The 24342-nt window shown below is 36.9% G+C and carries 28 protein-coding genes and 4 pseudogenes; 13 read left to right on the top strand and 19 right to left on the bottom strand.

All coding sequences use genetic code 11. The features are described from left to right. Nucleotides 1–3 precede the first annotated feature (3 nt). Nucleotides 4–480, top strand: coding sequence for a MarR family transcriptional regulator (locus LLY41_RS01330; protein ID WP_095245581.1), 477 nt, complete (start codon nucleotides 4–6; stop codon nucleotides 478–480). Between the two features lie 87 nt (nucleotides 481–567). Here LLY41_RS01330 and LLY41_RS01325 read toward each other — a convergent pair whose 3' ends face one another. Continuing rightward, a complete protein-coding gene (locus LLY41_RS01325) occupies nucleotides 568–801 on the bottom strand; it encodes a hypothetical protein (RefSeq protein WP_304586713.1) in 234 nt (77 codons plus the stop codon). Nucleotides 802–992: 191 nt separating this feature from the next. Between LLY41_RS01325 and LLY41_RS01320 the strand changes: the two are divergent. From LLY41_RS01320 to LLY41_RS01285, 8 genes and pseudogenes are all read left to right on the top strand, one after another. Continuing rightward, a pseudogene (locus LLY41_RS01320) lies at nucleotides 993–2128 on the top strand (aldehyde dehydrogenase family protein); the annotation flags it as partial. Nucleotide 2129: 1 nt separating this feature from the next. Next, nucleotides 2130–2462 carry a DUF779 domain-containing protein gene (locus LLY41_RS01315; protein ID WP_304586712.1) on the top strand — a complete coding sequence of 111 codons (333 nt, stop codon included), beginning with the start codon at nucleotides 2130–2132 and terminating at the stop codon, nucleotides 2460–2462. A gap of 254 nt (nucleotides 2463–2716) precedes the next feature. Beyond that, nucleotides 2717–3154: a hypothetical protein gene (locus LLY41_RS01310; RefSeq protein ID WP_304586711.1), complete on the top strand. Its 438-nt coding sequence runs from the start codon at nucleotides 2717–2719 to the stop codon at nucleotides 3152–3154. A 493-nt stretch (nucleotides 3155–3647) separates the two neighbouring features. After that, entirely contained in the window at nucleotides 3648–4127 is a 480-nt protein-coding gene (locus LLY41_RS01305; RefSeq protein WP_304586710.1) for a PAS domain-containing protein, read from the top strand. Nucleotides 4128–4559: 432 nt separating this feature from the next. After that, nucleotides 4560–4832 (top strand): hypothetical protein, encoded by a 273-nt coding sequence (locus LLY41_RS01300; protein ID WP_304586709.1) that lies wholly within the window; start codon nucleotides 4560–4562, stop codon nucleotides 4830–4832. Between the two features lie 538 nt (nucleotides 4833–5370). Next, nucleotides 5371–6108 (top strand): 23S rRNA pseudouridine(2604) synthase RluF, encoded by a 738-nt coding sequence (gene rluF, locus LLY41_RS01295; protein WP_304586708.1) that lies wholly within the window; start codon nucleotides 5371–5373, stop codon nucleotides 6106–6108. Between the two features lie 432 nt (nucleotides 6109–6540). Further along, the gene (locus tag LLY41_RS01290; protein WP_304586707.1) at nucleotides 6541–7986 is read left to right on the top strand and encodes a DEAD/DEAH box helicase; all 1446 of its coding nucleotides are present in this window, start codon (nucleotides 6541–6543) and stop codon (nucleotides 7984–7986) included. Between the two features lie 326 nt (nucleotides 7987–8312). Continuing rightward, on the top strand, nucleotides 8313–9077 hold the full coding sequence (locus tag LLY41_RS01285) for a transposase (RefSeq protein WP_304586706.1): 765 nt from the start codon (nucleotides 8313–8315) through the stop codon (nucleotides 9075–9077). Nucleotides 9078–9191: 114 nt separating this feature from the next. Here LLY41_RS01285 and LLY41_RS01280 read toward each other — a convergent pair whose 3' ends face one another. Next, nucleotides 9192–9674 (bottom strand): hypothetical protein, encoded by a 483-nt coding sequence (locus LLY41_RS01280; protein WP_304586705.1) that lies wholly within the window; start codon nucleotides 9672–9674, stop codon nucleotides 9192–9194. 274 nt (nucleotides 9675–9948) lie between these two features. On the opposite strand from LLY41_RS01280, the gene LLY41_RS01275 reads away from it, so the two are divergent. Then, the gene (locus LLY41_RS01275; RefSeq protein WP_304586704.1) at nucleotides 9949–10458 is read left to right on the top strand and encodes a recombinase family protein; all 510 of its coding nucleotides are present in this window, start codon (nucleotides 9949–9951) and stop codon (nucleotides 10456–10458) included. A 115-nt stretch (nucleotides 10459–10573) separates the two neighbouring features. On the opposite strand, the gene LLY41_RS01270 is transcribed toward LLY41_RS01275, so the two are convergent. The 4 genes and pseudogenes from LLY41_RS01270 to LLY41_RS01255 all read right to left on the bottom strand — a co-directional run bounded on the left by LLY41_RS01270 (nucleotide 10574) and on the right by LLY41_RS01255 (nucleotide 12319). Further along, the gene (locus LLY41_RS01270; RefSeq protein WP_304586703.1) at nucleotides 10574–10786 is read right to left on the bottom strand and encodes a bacteriocin immunity protein; all 213 of its coding nucleotides are present in this window, start codon (nucleotides 10784–10786) and stop codon (nucleotides 10574–10576) included. 19 nt (nucleotides 10787–10805) lie between these two features. Further along, nucleotides 10806–11126 (bottom strand): annotated as a pseudogene (locus LLY41_RS01265) (colicin); the annotation flags it as partial. A 200-nt stretch (nucleotides 11127–11326) separates the two neighbouring features. Next, a complete protein-coding gene (locus tag LLY41_RS01260) occupies nucleotides 11327–11755 on the bottom strand; it encodes an SMI1/KNR4 family protein (RefSeq protein ID WP_304586702.1) in 429 nt (142 codons plus the stop codon). Nucleotides 11756–11770: 15 nt separating this feature from the next. Beyond that, nucleotides 11771–12319 (bottom strand): HNH/ENDO VII family nuclease, encoded by a 549-nt coding sequence (locus LLY41_RS01255; protein ID WP_304586701.1) that lies wholly within the window; start codon nucleotides 12317–12319, stop codon nucleotides 11771–11773. A gap of 238 nt (nucleotides 12320–12557) precedes the next feature. Here LLY41_RS01255 and LLY41_RS01250 point away from each other — a divergent pair. Further along, nucleotides 12558–12749: pseudogene (locus tag LLY41_RS01250) on the top strand (ABC transporter permease); the annotation flags it as partial. A gap of 229 nt (nucleotides 12750–12978) precedes the next feature. Here LLY41_RS01250 and LLY41_RS01245 read toward each other — a convergent pair. From LLY41_RS01245 to LLY41_RS01210, 8 genes and pseudogenes are all read right to left on the bottom strand, one after another. Next, the gene (locus LLY41_RS01245; protein WP_304586700.1) at nucleotides 12979–13428 is read right to left on the bottom strand and encodes an SMI1/KNR4 family protein; all 450 of its coding nucleotides are present in this window, start codon (nucleotides 13426–13428) and stop codon (nucleotides 12979–12981) included. A 15-nt stretch (nucleotides 13429–13443) separates the two neighbouring features. Continuing rightward, a pseudogene (locus tag LLY41_RS22365) lies at nucleotides 13444–14319 on the bottom strand (HNH/ENDO VII family nuclease). 408 nt (nucleotides 14320–14727) lie between these two features. Continuing rightward, nucleotides 14728–15291 carry an SMI1/KNR4 family protein gene (locus LLY41_RS01235; RefSeq protein WP_304586699.1) on the bottom strand — a complete coding sequence of 188 codons (564 nt, stop codon included), beginning with the start codon at nucleotides 15289–15291 and terminating at the stop codon, nucleotides 14728–14730. 5 nt (nucleotides 15292–15296) lie between these two features. Next, nucleotides 15297–15674, bottom strand: coding sequence for an HNH endonuclease family protein (locus LLY41_RS01230; RefSeq protein WP_304586698.1), 378 nt, complete (start codon nucleotides 15672–15674; stop codon nucleotides 15297–15299). A gap of 242 nt (nucleotides 15675–15916) precedes the next feature. After that, a complete protein-coding gene (locus tag LLY41_RS01225; RefSeq protein WP_304586697.1) occupies nucleotides 15917–16351 on the bottom strand; it encodes an SMI1/KNR4 family protein in 435 nt (144 codons plus the stop codon). A gap of 15 nt (nucleotides 16352–16366) precedes the next feature. After that, nucleotides 16367–16621, bottom strand: a complete 255-nt coding sequence (locus LLY41_RS01220; RefSeq protein ID WP_304586696.1) for a hypothetical protein — start codon at nucleotides 16619–16621, stop codon at nucleotides 16367–16369. A gap of 123 nt (nucleotides 16622–16744) precedes the next feature. After that, nucleotides 16745–17095, bottom strand: a complete 351-nt coding sequence (locus LLY41_RS01215; protein ID WP_304586695.1) for a transposase — start codon at nucleotides 17093–17095, stop codon at nucleotides 16745–16747. A gap of 1 nt (nucleotide 17096) precedes the next feature. Beyond that, nucleotides 17097–18728, bottom strand: a complete 1632-nt coding sequence (locus LLY41_RS01210) for a ribonuclease YeeF family protein (protein ID WP_304586694.1) — start codon at nucleotides 18726–18728, stop codon at nucleotides 17097–17099. Between the two features lie 146 nt (nucleotides 18729–18874). Here LLY41_RS01210 and LLY41_RS01205 point away from each other — a divergent pair, with 146 nt between their 5' ends. Beyond that, entirely contained in the window at nucleotides 18875–19171 is a 297-nt protein-coding gene (locus tag LLY41_RS01205) for a nucleotide pyrophosphohydrolase (protein ID WP_159345841.1), read from the top strand. A gap of 16 nt (nucleotides 19172–19187) precedes the next feature. After that, on the top strand, nucleotides 19188–21119 hold the full coding sequence (locus tag LLY41_RS01200; RefSeq protein WP_304586693.1) for a DUF2075 domain-containing protein: 1932 nt from the start codon (nucleotides 19188–19190) through the stop codon (nucleotides 21117–21119). 154 nt (nucleotides 21120–21273) lie between these two features. Here the strand turns inward: LLY41_RS01200 and LLY41_RS01195 are convergent, their stop codons facing one another. From LLY41_RS01195 to LLY41_RS01175, 5 genes are all read right to left on the bottom strand, one after another. Next, nucleotides 21274–22308, bottom strand: a complete 1035-nt coding sequence (locus LLY41_RS01195; RefSeq protein WP_304586692.1) for a hypothetical protein — start codon at nucleotides 22306–22308, stop codon at nucleotides 21274–21276. Between the two features lie 19 nt (nucleotides 22309–22327). Next, the gene (locus LLY41_RS01190) at nucleotides 22328–22612 is read right to left on the bottom strand and encodes a hypothetical protein (protein ID WP_304586691.1); all 285 of its coding nucleotides are present in this window, start codon (nucleotides 22610–22612) and stop codon (nucleotides 22328–22330) included. A 38-nt stretch (nucleotides 22613–22650) separates the two neighbouring features. Next, complete coding sequence (locus LLY41_RS01185) at nucleotides 22651–23040, bottom strand: hypothetical protein (protein WP_304586690.1); 390 nt, start codon at nucleotides 23038–23040, stop codon at nucleotides 22651–22653. 8 nt (nucleotides 23041–23048) lie between these two features. After that, on the bottom strand, nucleotides 23049–23594 hold the full coding sequence (locus tag LLY41_RS01180; RefSeq protein WP_304586689.1) for a hypothetical protein: 546 nt from the start codon (nucleotides 23592–23594) through the stop codon (nucleotides 23049–23051). 136 nt (nucleotides 23595–23730) lie between these two features. Beyond that, nucleotides 23731–24252 (bottom strand): hypothetical protein, encoded by a 522-nt coding sequence (locus LLY41_RS01175; RefSeq protein WP_304586688.1) that lies wholly within the window; start codon nucleotides 24250–24252, stop codon nucleotides 23731–23733. Nucleotides 24253–24342: the final 90 nt, after the last annotated feature.

The raw sequence follows: 24342 nt of genomic DNA, 5'->3' as shown, positions 1-24342 counted from the left end.
AAAATGTCAACAAACGAAACATTAAGAAAAAAGTTACTCAATACTCTAAATGATGAATTACGAAATAATAGTTCAGCCACCATTATGTTTCATCAGTCAATTGCTACCAAGTTAGGACTTAACCCAACTGATCATAAATGTTTAGAAGTTATTTTCAAGAATCAACCAATAACAGCTGGCGAACTTGCTGAGATAACGGGATTAACGACGGGGACTATTACTGGCGTAATAAATAGGCTTGAAGGAGCAGGATATGCTTTCCGTGATAATGATCCTCAGGACAAAAGGCGTGTGATTATCAGCGTAAACCAAGAAAAAGCAGAGAAAGAAATAGTTCCTCTTTTCAGTTCCTTTGGTGAAGAAATTCATAAAATATTATCTCAATATACTGTTGAGGAACTTCAGTTAATTCTTGGCTTTATAAAAAATAGCAACCAGATACTACTCGAAATGATAGAGCGTTTCTCAAAAACAAATTAATCACTCCATACTTCATGGAAAAAGGGGCCTGACCCTCAGCCCTTTAATGCGGTAATATAGTTGGGGTCAGGCACCTGTTTTTCCGCTTCACTCACTACTGACCATTTGTGCTATCTTTATAGTCTGCAGCTCTTTTTGAACAATGCTTATTGAGGTAATACTACTTTTGGATCGTTGAGCTAATTCATTAGGCAGCTTTTGAATCTTCTCTATGGAAGCAGCTAAATCTTTTTCTAAACTTTCTTTTATATCTGCACCAATTTCAGAACTGCCCTCATCATCTTTCCAAAATTGAATTGCATTTAGCGTATTTTCCCCCATTTCCTGTATTGAAAAAAATAGGGATCTAGTTTTATTTACTGTAATTAAAACACTTGAAGATAGTTCAAGAACTTTATGAGCTTCTATTGTAATATTTCTTAAATCTTCAATTTAATAGATCAAGTTTGAATTTAACTCTTGTTCAATTTGTAATAGTTGTTCAATGCTTTTTTCCTTTTGATATTCTTCGTGCAGGCGTTATCCGCGGACAAGAAGGTGCATTAGTGAAATCAATGAAGATACAGTAGCTTATCATTATCATGAGCCACTGGGTGTAGTTGGCCAAATTATTCCTTGGAACTTCCCTATTTTAATGGCAGCATGGAAAATTGCTCCAGCTTTAGCTGCAGGTAACTGTATCGTTTTAAAACCGGCTGAGCAAACACCAGCTTCTATCTTTGTATTAATTGAGCTTATTCAGGATCTTTTGCCAAAAGGTGTTTTAAACATCGTTCAAGGTACTGGTTTAGAAGTAGGGAAACCACTTGCTACAAACCCTCGTATCGCTAAAATTGCGTTTACTGGCTCTACAGGTGTGGGCCGTTCTATTATGCAATATGCTACAGAAAATATTATTCCAGTAACATTAGAGCTTGGTGGCAAATCACCAAACATCTTCTTCCCAGACGTAATGGATGCAGATGATGAATACCTGGATAAAGCTGTTGAAGGCTTCGTCTTATTCGCTCTTAACTCAGGTGAAGTTTGTACATGCCCTTCACGTGCATTAATCCATGAATCCATTTACGAAAAATTCATGGAAAAAGTAATCGAACGCGTGAAAGCCATTAAAATTGGCAACCCATTAGATACAGAAACAATGATGGGTGCACAAGCATCCAGTCAACAATTAGACAAAATCCTTTCTTATATCGAGATTGGGAAAGAAGAAGGCGCTGAATTATTAATTGGAGGCTACCAAAATAAGCTAGAAGGTGACCTTGAAGAAGGTTACTATGTAGCACCAACTGTGTTCAAAGGTGAAAACAAAATGCGTATCTTCCAAGAAGAAATCTTTGGGCCGGTATTATCTGTCACTACGTTCAAAGATTTTGATGAAGCAATCGAAATCGCTAACGATACATTATACGGCTTAGGTGCTGGCGTTTGGTCTCGCAGCGGCGAAACGGCTTACCGTGCTGGACGTGCAATCGAAGCTGGTCGCGTATGGACAAATACATACCACCAATACCCTGCACACGCTGCATTCGGCGGCTACAAACAATCAGGGATCGGCCGTGAAAACCACGCAATGATGCTTGGTCACTATCAGCAAACAAAATGTATCTTAGTTGGTTACAATAAAGGATCAATGGGCTTCTTCTAAAATGGAGAAAGTCATTGCGACAGAATCAGCACAAGCATTAATAAAGCAATTGCAGGCCCAACACGGTCATCTCGTATTTATCCATTCAGAAGGATGCTGTGATGGAACTTCACCAATCTGTATGACAGCAGGTGATTTTTATCTTGGCAGCCAGGATAAACAAATAGGTGAAGTGATGGATGTGCCCTACTATATGCATAACTCAAACTTTGCCTATTGGGAGCACATGCAAATTGTCATTGATGTAATAGACGGGATAGGCAATTCTTTTTCACTAGAAAGCTTGAAAGATAAATCCTTCGTCATCCGTTCTAACAAATTGATTGCTGAATAATAAAGAAACACCTTTAGCTCATAATTTAAGCGAGAGGTGTTTTTTTTATGAATGTATTTAAACTGAGTTTTTGCGGCAGAATGATTTTTCTGGACCGTGCTTACCTGTCCTTAAGTAAATCGCTGTTTTCGTAAAGATTGTGGTTTTTGAGTAAATTTTGTTATTTCGCATATTCTGTTAGAATAGTAATGTAGTGCAAATAATAAAAATGATAAATCATTTTTGTCTCAAAATAAGTAATAGATGGTGAAATTATGAGTAATCCTTCTTGGATAAAAGGTCTTATTTTCGGTGCTGTATTTTCATTTGTTACTGCACTGTTATTTATACTAATAGGACAAGTGTGGGCAGGTGGTGTAACCTCGTTTTGGGGTGAAAGTTGGTTGTATTTCTCAGTAGTAATTCCTTTTGCGATTACTTTTGCAGTTTTAGGTGGATATTTCCACAATAGAAGAGAATTATCAAACAAAAAATTATGGCTTATAAGCCTTATATGTGCGTTTCTTGTAACCTTATACAGTGGAACTATTGGTGCTATTTTTGGCGAAACTATTGATAGAGGTGGCATGGAAACGCTAAACATCGATGGCACATTAGTCTGGGGCACAATCTATGCTTTTATTTTACTTCCCCTCACTACGCCATTTGCAAGATTACTGATAGGAATTTTTTACAAATATATTAGAAGATAATCAATAAAACGCTGACAACATTGACCTCTTAATAAACGCATTAAAGAGTTCTAATTGCTCTTCTTTTGTAAGTTCATTCGCTTCTTCATATACATCTAACCACATATCCGAACGCCTTCTTAAACTGCATTATATCAACCTTTTTATAACATAGTCAAGAAAGCAACAATCTATACGAAAACAGCGAAGTAAATAAAGGTTAGTAAAATCTTCTTTGGTTTGGCAGTAAAAGAGATAATAAAACAGAAGATAGTAAAGAATGGACAAAAGTGTCCGATTAGTAATGATTAATTTTATTGAGAAGCAAGAGAACCGTCCCCACGTTTCCCTCAAATGTAGATAATGATTAAAAATAAATTTTGTGATATAAATCACAATGTACAATAATTTTTAATGCTACATTATTAATAAGGTTAGATAATAATCACCTAAAAAAGACGATTTTTCTCTTTAATATTTTCATAAAGAGAGATCGCATAAAGGAGAGTTAGAAATGTCAGTAGATAAATTGTCAGAATTAATTAGTCCTGAAGCTGTCATTAACTTTGAAACTGGTCCAATTAAAGCAAGCACTTTGGATTCAATTATCAATCTTTTACCATTTGAAATGGGTTTTTGCGACGCTAACGATATTTTCCGGTGGTATTCTAATAATCCAAACCGCGTCCATGGTCGTCGTAAAGAAGCAATTGGTCGCCCTGTGCTTGAGCTTCACCCAAAAGTGGCTCACCACGTTGAAAAGTTGTTGAATGATTTCCGTTCAGGAGCACGCGACGAATGGGAATTTTGGTTCCCAAAACGCTCCGGCGAAGAGACTGGACAGATTTACCAAAAGTTCATGGCGGTACGTGATGAAAATGGAAAATACCTTGGCTGTATGGATGTAACCGTTAATTTGGACATTTTTACAGGAAAAGAAGGTAAAAACACCCCTGAAACTATTGAAGAATTTATAGCTGTTAAGCCAGAATAAAATATATTTTCAATTTGAAAAGCCGCTGAAAAACACACTGAATTCACCAATTCAATGTGTTTTTCTTTGTATAGAGGAATCCTGCGCTAATCTAAAAAGGGGCCTGACCCTCAGCCCTTTAAAACGGTAGTATAGTTGGGGTCAGGCACCTGTTTTCTTGGGGTAGCGGGTTTTGCTGATGATATTGTTAAGGTATTAAGTGCTGGAAAGATTTTAAGTTATACCTTAATTAAAAACATTGTTAAAGGTGCGGTAAAGGAGGACCATTTGGAGCAGCCCTAAACTTATATTATTATGGCGCTGAATGGTTGAAGGCTAGAGATGATTATAGAAAAATATAAGTGAAAATTATACCACCAGTAGGATGTCATGTCACCCTACTGGTGGTATAATTTTTACATATTTAACGATTATTACAAAAGGGATGATAATGTGCGAGTACTAATATTTATTTTTATTCTTTTATTAGCGGCGCTGATCTCCAAGGGCATTGAAAAAGTAGCGAGCATCTCAAATAAAGGTTTTACAAATGCTCTTTACTTCCTATGTGTAGGCATAATTTCTTCAGTCACTTACTTTTTAGTCGATAATGAATTGCAGCTATTTGTATCAACTTTAGTCATAGTAGGATTTGGCTTAACCATTGTCTACTTTATAATAGGGATTATCCGTAAGAATCAGGGGAAAACGAATGAAATACATTGATAAAACCACAAAATAAAAACCCTCAATATGCTTCAAATCAGCATAACGAGGGTTTTTATTAATTTTAAAAGAGTTTAATTATACAACTAGGAAATTCCTAAAGTTAATCAACTACTTTCCAGGTTACTCCACTCTATGTCCCCTCTTCTCGAATTATAGACTTAATGTCCGGATGGCTGGCATCTTGCTTCGCCTTTTCTTCGATTGTCATCCCTTCATCATATTCATACTCTTCTGGGTCATACTCCCAAGTTACGGTCAATGATAATTGAATTGATCTTATCCTTTCTAGCTTAATCATTACTCTGTCAAATCGGCAAAATTATGGTTTAATCACCCTAAAAAGGGGCCTGACCCTCAGCCCTTTAAAACGGTAGTATAGTTGGGGTCAGGCACCTGTTTTCCGTTCTCCACATGACCGTCACAAGCTCCGAGTTTTCCTCCTTTGGAAAAGTTTTTAAACCACTTTCACCGATCATTGGCTTCCGTTTATTTAAATATGATTTTGTGATTCACTTGAAATATATTAGTATTTAATATGACAATCGTATTTGAAGGATGTGTTAACTTGCGTATTAATAAATATATTAGTGAAGCCGGAAAAGCTTCTAGACGGGGTGCGGATAAATTAGTGGCCGATGGAAGGGTTACAATTAACGGGAAGCGTGCCGATATAGGCACCCAGGTTGAGCCTGGAGATGACGTTAAAGTAGATGGAAATCCAGTCCGGGTAGCGAGGAATAATGTCTATATTGCTTTAAATAAACCTGTAGGCATTACAAGCACAACAGAAAAAGGTGTCAAAGGAAATATCGTTGACTTGGTCAACCACCCATTAAGAATATTTAATATTGGGCGTCTGGATAAAGACTCGGATGGCCTGATACTTCTTACGAACGATGGCGACATCGTTAACGAAATCCTGCGTTCTGAAAATAAGCATGAAAAGGAATATATCGTTTCAGTAGACAAGCCGATTACTCCTGAATTTTTAAAGAAGATGTCAGAGGGTGTCAAAATATTGGGCACAACAACACTTCCATGTAAACTGGTTCAATTATCCAAATTTGATTTCCAAATCATCCTGACCCAGGGCCTAAATCGCCAAATTCGCCGTATGTGCGCTGAATTAGGATATGAAGTTTACCGTTTGCAAAGAACACGAATCATGAATATTCATTTAGGCAACCTTCCTCCTGGACAATGGAGGGATTTATCCAAGAAAGAGCGCACTCAATTATTTAGAGAATTAAATTATGAGCCTAAAGAATGGTAAATACGATGGATTGAAAAATTTATGTAGATATCTTGAGTATGCAGCTGTAGTAAAGGAAGTGGAAAGGCTTTCGGTTTGTAAGTAAGTGCTAAAAAAGAGTCAGCACCCACTGAGTAACAAAGGGGGTGCTGACTTTTTATGTTGGCAGAATGGGGGCGGTTTACCTTTTTGTATTGATTAACTAACAATAGTTGAAAAGGTGCTGTATTTTTTACTTGTGGTATGGTTCTTTTTAGATTACCTAATTTAAAAAAATTTATGGCTTTTGGGGTTTTTACCCAAAACTACAATCTTACCAAAACAACCTTTTAAAATAAAAGCCGATTTGTCCAGCATTTTTCAAGTATAATGAACCATATTCAGATATGCATATAATATATCCTGGAGAGGATTCTATACATATGAATAAAAAACCAAAAATGAGGTTGAAAAATGAGTAAAAGAAGTTTTGCGGATTATCATGTAAGTGAAGAAATAAAAAGAGCACTAGCTGTGTTAAAATACGAAACTCCAACAGAAGTTCAAAGTAAAGTCATTCCATTAGTAATGGAAAATCAAGATCTTGTCGTAAAAGCTCAAACAGGAAGTGGCAAGACTGCGTCCTTTGGTATTCCTGTTTCCGATATGATTGACTGGGAGGAAAAAAAACCACAGGTCTTAATTCTTACCCCAACTAGGGAGCTTGCGGTTCAAGTCCGAGACGATATTACAAATATCGGAAGGTTTAAACGCATTAAAGCAGTGGCCATCTATGGAAAGGAACCTTTTACGAAACAAAAGGATGAATTGAAACAAAAAACTCATGTAGTCGTTGGTACGCCTGGACGGGTCATGGACCATATTGAACGAGAAACCCTAGTTTTGGATCAAATAAAGTACCTTATCATAGATGAAGCTGATGAGATGCTTAATAGAGGTTTCATCGATGAAGTGGAAACCATCATTAAAGAGGTTCCTTCAACCCGAGTAACAATGGTTTTTTCTGCTACCATGCCTAACGATATTGAAAGTCTTTGCCATAAATATATGAAAGATCCTATTCATATTGAGATTGAATCAACTGGGGTAACCGCCGATACCATTGAACATTTTCTAATTGAAGTGAGAGAAGAAGAAAAGGTTTCACTCCTTAAAGACATCACGGTTGTAGAAAATCCAGACAGCTGCCTAATTTTCTGCCGAACCAAAGAACACGTAGATACTGTGTATAGTAAACTGGATAAAATCGGATATACCTGTGAGAGGCTCCATGGAGGACTAGAACAAGAAGACCGGTTTGCTGTTATGGAAGGTTTCAAATCGGGGAACTTCCGTTATCTGGTGGCCACAGATGTAGCTGCAAGAGGTATTGATATTGATAATGTGAATCTTGTCATCAACTATGACGTTCCTATGGAAAAAGAGAGCTATGTGCACAGAACTGGAAGAACCGGCCGTGCTGGAAATAAAGGAAAGGCCATTACGTTTTCGACACCTTTTGAAGGAAAGTTCATTAAAGCAATTGAAAAATACATCGGCTTTGAGATACCTACTATAGAAGCTCCTAGCCATCTGAAAGTGGCTGCTGGAAAAGCTGCTTTCGAAGAAAAACTTAGCAGCAGACGAGTAATAAGAAATAATAAAACAGCCCGAATCAATCAAGATATTATGAAACTCCATTTTAACGGTGGTAAAAAGAAGAAAATTCGTGCTATTGATTTTGTTGGAACAATCGCAAAAATCTCTGGAGTCAACGCAGATGATATCGGCATCATAACCATCCAGGATCATATGTCATATGTTGATATTCTGAATGGAAAAGGCTCACTAGTTTTACAAGCCATGGAGAATGCGACTATCAAAGGAAAAAAGCTAAAGGTGAGCAAAGCAATTAAATAAAAGATTTTATAGAAAAACCTTATATCCCCCTCACTCTAAAAAGATGAGGGGGATATTTGCTTCCATTAGAATTAAAAGTCCACAGAAAGACTCTAATGACATTAAACAATTTATAATAAAAAGGAGCCTGACCCTCAGCCCTTTAATGCGGTAGTATAGTTGGGGCCAGGCACCTGTTTTCACAAGCGGATTCATCTATCAGGCAAATCTATGACCGGTTTCATTTTATTAGAAATGCAAAGAAGCAGCTTGACACTTGTGCAGCCTCTATTGTACCAGCAAAGATTACGTGGTCAGACTCTACAGATGCAGCCGAAGAAATCCCTTTGACTCGTGCAGAAAAGCTAACGAGTGACCGGAAAAAACGGAAGTGGGAGCTGGTTCAGGAGATACAAGAGGCATTCAAACGAGGCAAAAATCTATCCAGGCTGGCAAGAGAATATGATTTGGATTGGCGTACGATTCAAAAGTATACAAAAATGAAGGGTCCTCCTCATTTTCAAAGACAACGCTCACGTTTGACAGACCCTTTTAATGAGCGAATGAGAGAACTCGAAAAAGTGGGAAATACCGTAAAAGAGATCTATTCTGCACTTCAAATAGAAGGATATATCGGTACTTTTTCAGGCGTTCGAACATTTGTACAAAACATTCGGAAAGATAGAAAACATAACACCTCCGGAGAAAAGGTTTTATCCATCTCAAGAAGGAGCTTGTGTGCCTGGTTGTGGCAGCCGCCTGAAAAATTAAATAAAGAAGAAACAGAATATTTACAGCGTACACTAAAAGACTATCCCGCTTTAGAGAGTGTATATCAAACCATCCGGCAATACCGTACTGTGGTGGAAGCACGTGATGTAGAAGGTTTTCTTCAGTGGCTCAGAGAGCAATTAAGCAGCCGGGAACGGCCTTTTTACTACTACGCTTTTCGTCTGCGAAGTGACATACAGGCTGTAAAAAACGCCCTAACTCTGCCTTTTAGTAATGGATTGCTAGAGGGGCAAATTAACCGGTTGAAAACTATAAAAAGGCTGACATATGGAAGAGCCGGTTTGACAGTATTAGAAAAAAGAATCCTATATGAACTGTAGTGCTATTTTAAAAAAATAGTTAGCAGAAAAAGAAAAAGGTATGGTTTATCTCACCAAAAACGCGTAAGAACCTCTTTTATTTTGCACTAAACATAAACTAGCAATATTTAAAAATTAATTATTAGGAATTTCTATTATCTCACCAGTAGCTCTTAAAATTAATAAATCTATAAAATCCTTGAATGCATTTTCATTAAAATTGTATGCAGCTATATCTTCTTCATATAGTCTAATATCTACTGTGTCAAACACAGAATCATCCCAACTAGCTCTATGCACTTTTAAGCATGTAAAATTAGTTCTTTTTTTTCTTGGAAAAACCTCCGTAAATCCCATTGATTTCATAATAAACTCATCAGAAAATTCACCCTTTGGAAGATCGAGTCTAATACTCATATGGTTTTTATCCAAGTCATCGTTAATTTTTCCAATCCTAAACTTTCCCTCTCCTATAGGTTTATAAGTAACTCGATTTAAAGTATTAATAAAGTCGCATTTCCCCACATTTCCTGTATCTTTCAAGCCACGACTTCTATAATTTGATAATAAATCCCTAAATTCCTGTGATTTACTTTTAATTTGTTCATGAAAAGCCATAAAGCTACCTCCCTTGTTTTTGTATAATCACAAAATTCTACATTCTTATATGATTTCCTTCTTCTACAATTTGTTCTAAACTACGCTAATAAATATTAATAAACTAGCTGCTTGATCAGTAGGAAAATTTCCCCTTCCAATAGGCTACATCAAATGGTGTTATTATTAACAGTTAAATTTGCCCTTTTCTAGGAGACTCCTATTCTGTGTTAATTAACATTCTTTCCCTTTATTCATTTTTTCATATTAAAATATTTAGGAAGGAAGGATTTTTATGAATGAAATTAGACGTGTAGCCATTTACTGTCGTGTGTCAACCGAAGAACAAGCAAATGAAGGTTATAGTATTGCTGCTCAGTTAGATACTCTACGCCAGTATGCCAAACTTTATGGTTGGGATATTGCTAGAGAATATGTTGATGAAGGAATCAGTGAGAAGAATATAAAGGGTCGCCCTGCTATGCAACAACTTATTGCTGATGTTGAAGCTGACAAATTCGAAGCTGTACTCGTATGGAAGATTTCTCGACTATCTTGGAATATGTTAGATACCCTAATACTATTAGACAAGTTTGAAGATTTCGGAGTAAAGTTTATTTATTATTCGGAAAACTTTGATACCGGAAGTCCTATTGGGCGTTTAGTCGTGCAATTAATGGCATCAATTGCTGAAATGGAGAGGAATACACTATCTGAAAATGTTAAATTAGGGATGAAACAGAGAGCGTTAGAAGGATCTTGTAGAGTTGGGGCCAGGCACCTGTTTTTTTATCTCTTTAGCTGAAAAAGTTATTATACTCATAATGTCAGATATCTATACCTTTATGAGTAATCACACAAAAATAAACCTTGAAAGCAGATAGCCATACAAGGTCTATTGATATTGATCTCTAAATAAATTACTTTTGTTCCTTATACGCTAAGGCAATCTCCACTACTTCCTCTGGAGATAAATCCTCATCATTCCAAAAAATTAAGTCACTAGGAGCAGGGTGAGGTACATTTTCTTCTAAAATTTCTATATACTCGCTTACCTCTTCATCAGACAGCTTAGGATTACAAATTTTAGTTACTAGTTCAACTAATTCCTCTTTAGATAACTTTTTATTCATATTTTCCACCTTTCCTTCATTACTTTCCTTTCTTTCCAAAATGATAAGTAGAATCTAAAATATTTTGGTGCATTTTCGGTGAGGTAATCATTAAATTATCAAGATCGTAGACTTCTCCACCCTTGTCTATGGGCTGTTTATGATGAAGTATATATGACTTATGTTTACCATAATGTTCTACTTTAGGAGCGATAGGAGCATTTCCTTCTAACATCCTTGCAACATTTCGGTTGTAAAACTCCTTTGCAAAGCTTGAATTTGCTACACACTTCCAAAACTCTTTTCTAAAGTCATCAAAGGAATTGAATTGTTTACCTATTAATTTATTTCTTATTTCTTTTTAAAAAGGGGCCTGACCCTCAGCCCTTTAAAGCGGTAGTATAGTTGGGGTCAGGCACCTGTTTTCTTAGCAGTATTCTCAAATGTACCTTTTTCAAAATCTTCTAAATGAACTATTCCACTATTGTTCTCAATTACCAGCAAAAAACCATTTCCCTCAATCTCAATAGGTATATCCCTTGGATTCACCTCATTGTTTTTTTACCAGTTATCAATTCCTTCTTGAAATATGTCTATTACATAGTCCTCAAATGTATTATACCTTGGGTGTAAATCTGTCCCCGCCCTTTCCCAACTAAATACTCTGTCATCTTTAATATCTGCACTATACATACATCTAACAAATTCTCCCGAGTCCTCTAAAACAATTAAGTTCAAACCCAACCCTAATTTTCTCCATCTCTCTGTTGCATCAACTACAGATGCTCCTAAATTCCCCTGAACACCTTCAAGCTCAACTCCACATATTCCTCCCGAACCATATTTTTTTATAAAATTGCGGTAACTTCGAGGAAATTTAACTTTAAGTCTTTCTTCAGCCTTATAAATATATTCTTCTGATACTTCTCCAAAAAAATCATCTTCTTCACCATAATTTTCGATCATCTTTATAATTCTTTCATCCCTCAAATAAACTCACTCCTATTACTCACTAGCACGCATTTTCCAATAGTTACTTCTAAAGTTATTATACATTTTTTCGAGTTCTGGATTATTCCTAAAACTTGTTCCATTTTCAACTAAACCATGTAGCGTCGAATCGTATTTATCATGAGTTAACTCCGCAATTTCAACCATTCCACCAGGTTCTTTTTGAATTAAATGGTGTAATTCAACTTTACTTTCCACTCCGTCTTTTACAAGATATGGTGATTTACCCTTTTCCATCAATTCTCCATTCGACTTTCCTAATGCCTTCGGATTATTAGGTACATAATTTTTATCAATCTCAATTTGGTACACTCTTCTGGATACATCTACTTTCTTTCCACCAACTTTAACTGTTCCTTTTACTTCTACAGCAGTATACTTGTCATCCAGCCAGTCTAATTCAATTTGTTCAGAAGATAATTTCCTTGATTTAAGCCCTGCAGCTTTACCCGTACCCTTAACCCCAAACACATCATCAGTCACCGTCTTAATCTTCGTCAACGGATTAAAAAGAACATTATACGGCACTGGCCCCCTAGCCATTCCTCCTCCAGCCACAGCTGGTGTCTGAACCGGTGTATAAATCGGAAGTGCCTTCTCTCCTTTACCAGCCTGTCGAACCGTCTTGGCAATGGCTCCAGCTTTCCCGATCCCCTTATCTCCAAGAATGCCAATTCCAAGGGAAGTCAGGCCATAGGTAAAGAAGGCTGTCCGATTAAAAAGGGGCCTGACCCTCAGCCCTTTAAAGCGGTAGTATAGTTGGGGTCAGGCACCTGTTTTCGAAACCATGCCCAAAATTGTTCGTGTGTTTGCTGAGAACCAGCCCGTGACTTCAATCGTGAATGCGATTTGTACCCTCTTGTATGAAGGGTCTGTTGGCAACGATATCTGGATCGCGCTTTCCTGGTGCATCGGTATCATGGTCATCGCTTACTTCTTCGCCACTAAGGCATTTAAACGCCAGTTAGGGTAAGTACACCATTATCTATGATTAAGTAAAGGTTATTCAGCTATGGAGCTACACACAAAATAGACCTTGAATGGCAGATAGCCATACAAGGTCTGTTGATATTGATCTCTAGATAAAATTATTTTTGTTCCTTATACGCTAAGGCAATCTCCACTACTTCCTCTGGAGATAAATCCTCATCATTCTAAAAAATTAAGTCACTAGCTTTATAAGTTTTTTCTATTTATCTATCTTAAAAATCTTCTTCCCATGCTTCTTTTGCATCCAACAACCTTTGAGATAAAAGCTCATAAAAATTCTTTGCTGTATTGTAGTCATCAAGTCCCCCTGGTCTATTCCACGCTATTACCGGGCACTCATTATTCTCCATTTCACTGATGTATAGACAATAAGCATATTCTCCAGCATCTTCAATAACTACTAAATCCTTGTCCATTCCTAAATCTCTATATCTCTTTGTATTAACAACAACAGGAGCTCTATTTGACTTAGCCACTCCTAAAATATCAACTCCAAATAACCCACCAGAACCATAGGTAGTTAAGAACCACTTGTAACTTGCTGGTAATTCCACCCCTAGCTCATTTTGGATAGAATTAATTTGACTTTCATCTACTCCACCTGTAAAGTCATCTGATTCCTTATGTTCATTAATAAATTTTATTAATTCCTTTTTATCCAATCAAGGTTCCTCCTTTTACAATTCACTTTTATCTATTTGCTTAGCTCTCCATCTCCAATATTTACTTCTAAAGTTGTCGTAGTGCTTTTTTAATACAGGGTCATTTCTAAAGCTCCCACCATTCTCCACCAAACCATGCAAAATTTTATTATATTCATCATGCATACTAGCAGGAATTGCCACCATTGATCCTGGTTCTCTTTAAATTAAATGATGAAGCTCTATAACTGTTCCATCTTTCCAAATTGGTGCTCTTCCTTTTTTCATTAATTGAAAATTTGTCATGCCAGTATCAGGATCGATTCTCTTATAATCGATATCAATCCTTTGAAAAACCCGCCGGCTAATATCTCTTTCTTCTCCATTAACCTTCGTTGTTCCAGTATATTCCACAGATTTATAGTTTTTATAATATTTACCCGTACCCTTAACTCCAAACACACCATCAGTCACCGTCTTAATCTTGGTCAACGGATCAAAAAGAACATTATACGGCACCGGTCCCTGTGCCAGTCCACCTCCTGCCAGAGCAGGTGTCTGAACTGGCGTAAAAATCGACTTCTTCCCTTTACCAGCCTGGCGAACCGTCTTGGCAATGGCTCCAGCCTTCCCAATCCCCTTATCCCCAAGAATACCAATTCCAAGGGAAGTCAAACCATAGGTAAAGAAAGCTGTCCGGCTCTTGGCATCCCCATTTACAACATCCCGCTCCCATGCGCTGGAGACAGCGGACCATATATATTTCGGCACATCCAAAGCCTGGCTCACTTTTCCTATAGGGTCATTTATAATGCCCAAATAAAATTCCTGGTGCTTCCTCTGGTTTTCGAGCAGCTGCTCACGGTTAAACAGCAATTCACTGCCCAAAAACAGCGGACTAAATGGGCCCATGGTGGTTCTCCCCAGCTCATAGGTTGACTTCAGTCCGTCCCATGTATCCCCTACGGCTTTGGATGCCCCTTCAATAGCTCCTTCAGCTATATCCTGAAGAATACTTTGCCCGCTTTCTGGATTGGGATTCGATATTTCCTCGTGGAATTCCTTCCAGTTGAGAGATTTAGGCTGGTATTGCTTCATAAAAAGGGGCTAGACCCTAGATCCTCAGCCCTTTAATGCAGTAGTAGAGTTGAGGTCAGGCACATGTAAATCCGACATCCCGCTCTCAGGCACTACAAAACAGCACCTCTCTATAATTTTAGAGGGTGCTGTTATTTATTTGCGTATAATTTCTTTAACTTAATGGTAGTAATGCTAAGCCCAGGCATATGTGTAAGTATTATTACATGTTCTCATTACAATTTAGTCTTTTAGTAAATCTTCATCTAAAAATAATTCGATATCATCTAAATTTACATTTTGCTCTCTCTGATGAGGTGTGAATTTTAGAATGAATTCTTCAAAAGAATTTGCTATGAGATAAACATATTCTTTTCCATCTTTTGAAGCTTCTCCTTCATGATGCCAATAGTAAATTTTATCTTTATATTGACCTTTTATCCCTATACACAATAAATCTCCCCCATCTGCATCTGCAATAGGCATCAATACTTTCCCTAAAACATCTTTATAGGTTTTAATAACCGATTCAATATTATAGTTATCATCTGTAATACCATAAAAACCACCAATGGAATCAAAACCATCCTTGTGAGTGATGGGCGTAATTTCAATTGGCTTATACATTATATTATCTTTTATAAAACTTCCTCCATATTCAAGTAAAAACTCTTTATAATCTGATGGTAAATCTACACCATAGACATTTTCAATCATATGAATAGATTTATAGGCATCTTTCTTTTGGGAAACTACTATTTCTGTGTCTATTATTTTAGTTAGTGCGCTCTTTAATTTTTGATTCATTTTTATTATCCTCCTCTTAAATCAGACGCTGAACCAATATGGGGTATATTTCCATGCAAATCTGTTGGGATTAATTCAATTTCAGTAATACTTTTATGATGAGGGGTTAATCCTTTTTCTTTTAACCAAACCTTTGCCTGATTCATTGATTTATATCCTTTCAATTGCATTATTTTTTCATAAACCAAATTAAAGTCATTTTTTGACCCCTCTAACATACCTTCTTTAAACTTTATGGATCCTTTACTCCATGGCGTGAAATTAGGTCTGCCATCAAGGAATTCTACACCCTCACCATTAGTTACCTTATTAACTTCTGGCTTATCTGAATACCATGTTCCATTTCCAGGTTCTCCTACCCATTTTCCATTTGTTCTAGGCACCCTTGTTTTGGGCTTACCCTAAACCCTTAACTCCAAAGGCTTTCTCAGTCACCATCTTAATCTTCGTCAATGGATCAAAAAGAACATTATATGCACGGGCCCCTGAGCCAGTCCTCCAGCCACTGCTGGTGTCTGAAAGTGCCTTCTCTCTTTTACCAGCCTGGTGTACAGTTTATTAGCACCAGGTAGTCACCACAAAAAGAAACCTTGAAAGGCATTTAGCCAATCAAGGTTTTTATTTATTAACTCAAAAAAGTTGGCAACTGTTTTAACCATTCTTCAAAGTTATTAGCTTCTTTATCTATATTAGTATCTTCATGTGAATAATAGTAAACTCCAGTGTTCGGACACTCATTGGAAAGAAGACAGAAGTAATCACCATTACCTATACTATAAAATGGGATTAATTCTTCCTTCCATCCCCCCTGTTTCATTTCATAGTCATAGGTAAATTCAATAGTGTCATTTCCATTTGTATTACCATTGGAAACATTTAAGATATCTCCCGGAAACGAATATTCAGACATTAACTCTATAAAAAATTTAAATTCCGATGGAAATTGACATCCAAACTTTTTTTCGATATTTTCCCAATCACTCGCCGAGGGAATATCTAAATTTCCTAATTCTTTATCTAATATACCATCTAATAATTTTGAAATCTCATCTCTAGTCACTCAGTTTTCCTCCTTTTAAATTCCTTCTCCTGGTAGTATATATTCTTTCCCTCTTTCTTTATAGTGTTCTCTAATTTCCTTGGCTCTTTGAGAAGGAGATAACTGGGATGGCTTATCATGACGTGTATGATTTCCTCCACCTCTATGAGTTCTTTGTTCTAATTCATCTAATATCCCACCATTCTTAACTGGGACTTGTTGTCTATGGTGTGCTTCTATATTTTTGTCACCATGCATCATTTTAGTTGTTGGTCCTTTTCCTTGACGCATTCTTATGACTTCTTCAATTGTTTTTGGTTCATATCTTACAGGTGGTATAGACATTAAAAAGGGGCCTGACCCTCAGCCCTTTAAAGCGGTAGTATAGTTGGGGTCAGGCACCTGTTTTCACAATTAGCTGTTGCTACCTCTTTCTTCTATGAATTCTAAAAACAAATCCTGTAGTTCTCCTTCTGTGTCGTTAGAATCAAGCAGTAATTTCGGTTCTAACAGACAATCATTTAAAGTTGAGCTTCCATCAATTACACCTAGCATGTTTGAAATTGTATCAATCATGGTTTGTTCAATTATTCTCATTAAAGTATCTTTATTTTCGTCAGTTAAACTATCGTAAAAACCAATAGCTTTTTTCCAATAATCATCTGTTTTAGAAGTAACATTCGTTGTTTCATACAAGTTCTTGTATAGTTGAAGGTTCTCTTTAACGATAGTCTCATAAAGTGATTTAACAAAAATATCATTCATTTTACTTCCTCATTTCTGGATACATTTTTTTGTTTAATTCTATAAGTTCTTTTAAAGTAGAATTCGGTATGTCATCATAGACTCTTCTAAGTTCCCTAATATCTCTTGCCAATAACTGTCTAGGAGTATCTATTCCTTTTGTACTTCTAGAAACTATTCCATTAGGTCCTTTAATGGTGTGCCCCACCTTTGGAACATTAATTGCAGGTGCCGTATTTAAGTCATAATTATCTACTAATTTTTTCATTGCTGCCTTCTGTCCTACATGATGGGCATCAAGTCCTTCTACTCCTTTAATATCTTTATATGCTCCAACTTGATATTTACCCGTACCCTTAACCCCAAACACATCATCAGTCACCGTCTTAATCTTCGCCAACGGATCAAAAAGAACATTATACGGCACTGGCCCCTGAACCAGTCCTCCAGCCACTGCCGGTGTCTGAACCGGAGTGTAAATCGGAAGTGCCTTCTCTCCTTTACCAGCCTGACGAACCGTCTTGGCAATGGTTCCAGCTTTCCCGATCCCCTTATCTCCAAGAATACCAATTCCAAGGGAAGTCAGCCCATAGGTAAAGAAGGCTGTCCGGCTCTTGGCGTCACCATTTACAACATCCCGCTCCCATGCGCTGGTAACAGCTGACCATATATATTTCGGCATATCCAGAGCCTGGCTCACTTTTCCTATCGGGTCATTTATAATTCCCAAATAAAATTCCTGGTGATTCCTTTGATTTTCGAGCAGCTGGTCACGGTTAAACAGCAACTCACTTCCCAAAAACAGTGGACTAAATGGGCCCATGATGGTTCTCCCCAGCTCATAGGTTGACTTCAGCCCGTCCCATGTATCCCCTACGGCTTTGGATGCCCCTCCAATAGCTCCTTCAGCTATATCCTGAAGAATACCTTGCCCGCTTTCTGGATTGGGATTCGATATCTCCTCGTGGAATTCCTTCCAGTTGAGAGATTTAGGCTGGTATTGCGTCAGAGATAAGCTGCCGCTTTGGAACATGCCCGCGATTTTTTGGATGTATTGGTTCATGTGGGATAGATCTTGCAGGAGAGGGTCCAGAGCAGCTGTTTCCCGATGGTCGAAGTGTTCCAATTTCTCAGCGGTTTCGCGGCTTGAGTCCTCGGCACTCTTTGCTGCCTGGATAAAACGGCCATCCTCCAGCGGCGGAAGCGCAACAATATCGCTTACAGACTTAATGATGTCATTCGCTTCCTGTGTGAGATCCGCAGTGATCTGAAGAGTGTTTCTCAGCCCTTGTTTGAGCTCATGCTCCAGAAATTCCTGGCGGATAAAGCCTGATGGGGAGGGTTCAAGAGCTTTCAATGAACCTATAAAACTTTTTAAATACGATTGATACTCATCAATCCAGGTTTCAAGGAATTGCAGGAAAGGCTGGTGACAATCCAGGTAAAACGCACGTATGGCCTGGCCGCCCTGCCCTTTAAAAGCACCTTCAAGAGACACCAGCTCCTGGATGGATACCTGAACTTGACTTATCTGATCTTTAAGGATGGATAATTGATTGCTCGTCTCGTCGATTCCTGCAAGCAGGGAATCTGCTTCTAAAACCTTCAACAGAATCAGCTCCGCATTATAAATTCCATTTTCTTCTATTCCCATCTTAATAGACTCTGGTATTTAATTGAATAGGAACTTTGGCATAAAATAGTGTAAAAAGTGCTTTTAAAAGAGGCTTCTTTCACCGCTCATTAGAGCCAAAATGATAAAATAGTAAATGTAATAATATGGTGTCCGGAGGTTCTTTTATGAAAAAAATGATAGAGAAAATCACACAGTTTCGGGATGAGAGAGGCTGGCTGCCATTTCATAATGAGAAGGACTTGGCCATTTCCATATCTCTTGAGGCCAATGAGCTTCTTGAAAACTTTCAGTGGAAAAGCAGTGAAGAGGCTTTGGAGTCATCAGCAGAGAATATTAAAGAAGAGATGGCAGATGTCCTTATCTATCTGCTGCAGCTGGCCGATAAAATGGATATAGACTTAGAAGAGGAAGTTTTAAAAAAAATGGAGAAAAATGCAATAAAGTACCCAATCAATAAATGAATATAAGGAGCCGGCTATGATCATATATGAAGCTACCAAAACAGAATTCATATCCGATGTAATAAATGAACTGCTGGTTGAACGCCTTTACCAGTCCTATCAGGAAAAAGTGGGACGTACATCAAAGCAGGAAATTGTCTCATGGGAAAATTCCCTGCAGAGAATGTGCAATGTCATGCAGGACAAGGAGATTCCTCATGATGCCAGTGTGGCCATTGAGTTTAAAATTCCTAATACATCAAAGAGAGTAGACTTTATTGTGGCCGGCAGCAGCGGGGAGCAGGACCATGTAGTCATTGTAGAGCTTAAACAATGGTCGGAGGTTGAGAAAATAACCTCACAGGATGGCGTCGTGAAGACATTCGTTGGCGGGAGGCTGAATACACTGCCTCACCCGTCCTATCAGGCCTGGTCCTACGCAGCGCTCATTAATGACTTCAATGAGAATGTCCAAGAAAATCAAATACAGCTAGAGCCCTGTGCCTACCTGCATAATTATAGAAAAATAGAGGATGATCCTTTAATAGATGATCATTACCAGGTGCACCTCAAAAAAGCACCTGTTTTCACAAAAGGGGAAATCCAAAATCTAAGGGACTTCATAAAGAAATATGTAAAAAAAGGCGACCATCATCAGCTCATCTATCAAATTGAGCATGGCCGGATTCGACCCTCTAAATCTTTGCAGGATTCCCTGACAAGCATGTTAAAAGGCAATGAAGAGTTTGTGATGATTGATGAGCAAAAGGTATTTTATGAAGAAGCACTTCATCTTGCCTTGGAATGTGTCAAAAATGACAAGAAGCAAGTGATGGTCATTGAAGGGGGCCCTGGCACCGGTAAATCGGTCATGGCGATCAACCTGCTGGTCAACTTAATAAACCAGGAGCTTATGTCACTATATGTTTCCAAAAACTCTGCCCCGAGAGATGTGTATGCCTCTAAACTGAAAGGTACCATTCGTAAAACAGAAATTGATAACTTATTTAAGGGCTCCGGCAGCTTTACAGAATCCACTTTAAATGAATTTGATGTCATTATTGTCGATGAAGCCCACCGTTTAAATGAAAAATCGGGATTTTACGGAAATCAGGGAGAAAATCAGGTTAAGGAGCTAATCAATGCTGCCAAATTCACATTATTTTTCATCGATGAGAACCAAAGGGTAACATTGAAAGATATAGGGAGCATCGATTTAATCAAGAAATTTGCAGAGGAAGCAAATGCTGAATTAATCACTGGCCAACTGACATCCCAATTCCGCTGTGACGGTTCAGATGCCTATATATCCTGGCTGGATGATGTTCTCCACATTAAAGAAACAGCAAACTCTCATTATTATGGAGTGGATTATGACTTTCGGATCTACAATGACCCGCATGAAATGCTAAAAGAAGTTGAGAGACTTAATAAAATTAATAATAAGTCCCGATTGCTTGCAGGATACTGCTGGGAATGGCCAAGTGACGGCCGTTATGATACGAAGCACAAAGATATCAGCATTCCGGAACATAAATTTGAAATAAGCTGGAATCTTTCAGATAGCATTTGGGCAATTGATCCAAATTCAGTCAATGAAGCAGGGTGCATTCATACATCCCAAGGATTAGAATTCGATTATGTTGGAGTCCTCATTGGCCCCGACTTGCGATATGAAAATGGCCAGGTAATCACTGACTACACAAAACGCGCCAAAACAGACCAATCCTTAAAAGGCATCAAAACCCTTGCCAAAAAAGACCCGGAAAAAGCTCAAGCAATAGCTGACCAAATCATACGCAATACTTACCGGACCCTTATGACTAGAGGGCAAAAAGGGTGTTTTGTATTCTGTTCGGATCCTGAGCTGAATGCTTACTTTGAAGAGCGGCTGCAGCGTGCAAGGATTTATAATGATGTTTCGCCTGGAAGAGTGTTGAGAGTGGCGGAGGATCGGGAGGGTTATTGATAGAGAATAAAAGTGCCTTTTCCCTTTATAGCGTCGGGGTTGGGCACTTTTTTATTGTAATCACTTATGATACGGTTCACCGTAACGTTGGATAGGGTAAAATAAATAAAGGAGATCAGGAAGGTAGATGTTTTAGCTTCCTGATCTCCTAAGTCTATTCTTCGTCTTCTTCTTCTGGTATGTCGAATAGATCTAGGGGCTCTACGCCATCATCTTCGACATTACTCTCTTCTATTTGGGCTTCATCTTGTAAACGCGTTAATTCTGCTTCGACTTGATCTTTTATTTCATTTCCAAGCCTCTGTAAAAATTCGACTTTTAACTGAGGAGACCATGTGCTACGAGTAATATTATCTCTGTAACAGTCAATTAAAGTTGGTAATAGCTTTACATAAGTATATATAGCAATATTATTCGTTAAGCGTTCTTGATCAAGGTTCAACCAGACACCTTGGTACTCCTCTTCCCAAATTCTGCAGGTACCGGTGAGACTAACCTCAACTAAAAATACTTCACCATTGTATTGAAGTTGTGGACGGACGGCTTTTAAATTTTCATTATTAAATAAGAATGCCAATGTTCCTAAGATTGTTGAGATTCTTTTACCATTGCCTCTCATTGCGTTAATATTATCTCTAGTTTTTCCCGTATAGCTCCTTAGTGCTGTAACATACAAGTTGTGAGCTGGGGAAAGTGGTGATTCTCTTAAGTCTATAAATTTCCTAAATAACCAGTACAGTAAGTCTTCAGTTATCCCCATATTCACTGGGTCTGAATTTCCCCAAGTCGCTTCTGGAAGACAATCTTTGATAATAGTTCTTGCCCGGCTTGTCCCCGTAAAAACTATCCCTCTAACTTCACCGTTATATTCAAAAAGTAAAACTTTTGTTTGATAAACATTTATTCTTTCTTCTCTAGGTTTAAGTTGACCTTGTGTATTAAACCAGAATTCAGGATTCCTTGACCGTTCAGTAAAACACTCAAAAATTACATAGTTAATCTGGTTACCCTCTATCTCAAGAATTTCAGGGGTATTAATATCAAATCCGTCAACTTGTTGAATATTTGCAGTTAAGGGATGGTCATCCCAATTTTCTTCAGTAGACAGTGGCTGATAGTCTCTAATTAAGGTAAATGCTTGATTTAAATTTTCAATACCTGGGAACTCCCACATTGAAAAGCTTTTCATTTATTAATTCACTCCTTAATTATGGTCTTGTAGAAATAATATTGTGTCGATTTTCTCCTATTTCAAATAACAGAAATATCAAAATATATGTAATTAGCCTCAAGTACCATTTATTAGAAGCAGGTTTAATTTCTGATATTAAATCCCCTTCTACAAAGGATGTTGCATTCGATAACATTTCTGCACTTATATATATATTTGAACTAGCAGATCTTGTTTGAGTTCCTTTGTCCAATGAGAAAGAAATAAATTCATAATTAGAAAAATCAAAAGAATCTTGAGGAAAGTTTTCTTTATTTCTCACTTCTAACGATACCCAATGTGGGACGTAAATAAATAATTTTACCCCCCTAAATATCTGAAGATATACTTTATTATTAAACTTCTAAAATTGACCTTCAAATCAATATCAATCTTTTTTCGGCGCTGATGTTGCCCCAATGGTAAATAAGTAGTGTCTTTTCTGTCTTTGTTTTTTACACTGATTGAGAATACACCAAAGTGCCGATACATTTCCAATATTAAGTTTATTAAAAATACTATAATCGCTTGATTAATTATAAAAGCTGTTAAATCCTTTGTAATAGCATCAAAGAATTTATCATTAAGTAAGGATTTTAGTAGATTCACAGGTTCTACCTGAAAAAAATAAACAAGCCCTATAGCTATTATAGGACTACCTATCGTTAAAAACTTTATTAGCTTTTTTCTTAAATTAAAAATATTAATCACTAGTGCACCTACTCGATACTTTTAATCAAATTTACTACTTGACTTTTTATACTTTCATTATCGAATAGAAGTACTCCATTGTTATAAAGGTCAACTTCTACATGAACAGGTGTTGTATCTGATTTAATTCTAAGACTTAATTCTTTAATATCAATACTTTCATCGGTAATTATCCAATCTAATTCATTGAAAAATTTATTTGATATCGACCGCTTCTTGCTTAGATCTGTCTCAGCATTGATTTGCTGTTTATAGTGAGCAATTATTTCTTGATGTTCTCGTGGTACAGATTCCAGGAAATTTAAAGAATTAATATGATACCCTAATTCAATACTATAGTTCAGTACTTTAAAAAACTTTTCTGGTGTCATAATATATTGTTTAATTGGGAGATTTTTTACAGATTCAAGGACTTTTCTATACCCATTTATTCCATAATTATAAGGGATGCCAATTACATTATTACTAAAACGGATCATATCTGGAAATTCACCGTCTAACTTGTCTAGTGTTGACTCTCCATTATACACTTTAAACAGTTTAAACTGTAACATAGCACCCCTCCTAATTATAATTATAATTTCATTTTACCTTGGAAATGTATGTTAAAGCAATAAATAGAAAAAAATATACCTAATAAGCTTTTAGTAAGCATTATTTCTAAACATAAAATTTATATACTTCTAATCCTCATTTATTTACATTTAGTTGTTTTCCCTCTTGGTTGTAAACACCCAAAATTTTGTTTGGGCTTAAAGTACCCTTATATTTACATGCTCCCAAAAAGCACATTGAATGATATAACAATTCTTCACCTTTAAGAGTACTGATTAGATCACTATTATAGGAAATTGAATTCTCATCAGCCTCCAATAGATTTTTTTCAACTTCTACAATAATTATTATACCTTCTCCACCAAACTCTTTAATTGCCCGCTTTAAATAGCTACTATCGTAAATAGCTGATAAATAAACACAATTTGGATCTGTGCTTAAATTGTCCTGAATTTCTTTTCTACTTATTGAATTAGGAAGTAATCCTTTTTCTAATATACTTTCTAATAATATGGATGATGTAAAATGTGCTAAGTTAAAGTGAGTCGCTTTCTTAAATTTATCTTTAGAAGTTATTCCACTTTTTCTTTCGAAATTACTTTTCACCTTTAAATCATTAGGGTCAAAACAGTCGTATATATATTCTATACTCTTCATTTATTCTCCTCTTTAAATCAATAGAACTTCTCCGTTTAACTTTCCCATTAATCTGGAAAACTCTAGCAATCATATTTTCTATAAATATGA

The organism is Cytobacillus firmus (assembly GCF_023612095.1).
Classification (GTDB): domain Bacteria; phylum Bacillota; class Bacilli; order Bacillales; family Cytobacillaceae; genus Cytobacillus.
This window is presented reverse-complemented; position numbering and strand designations above follow the sequence as displayed.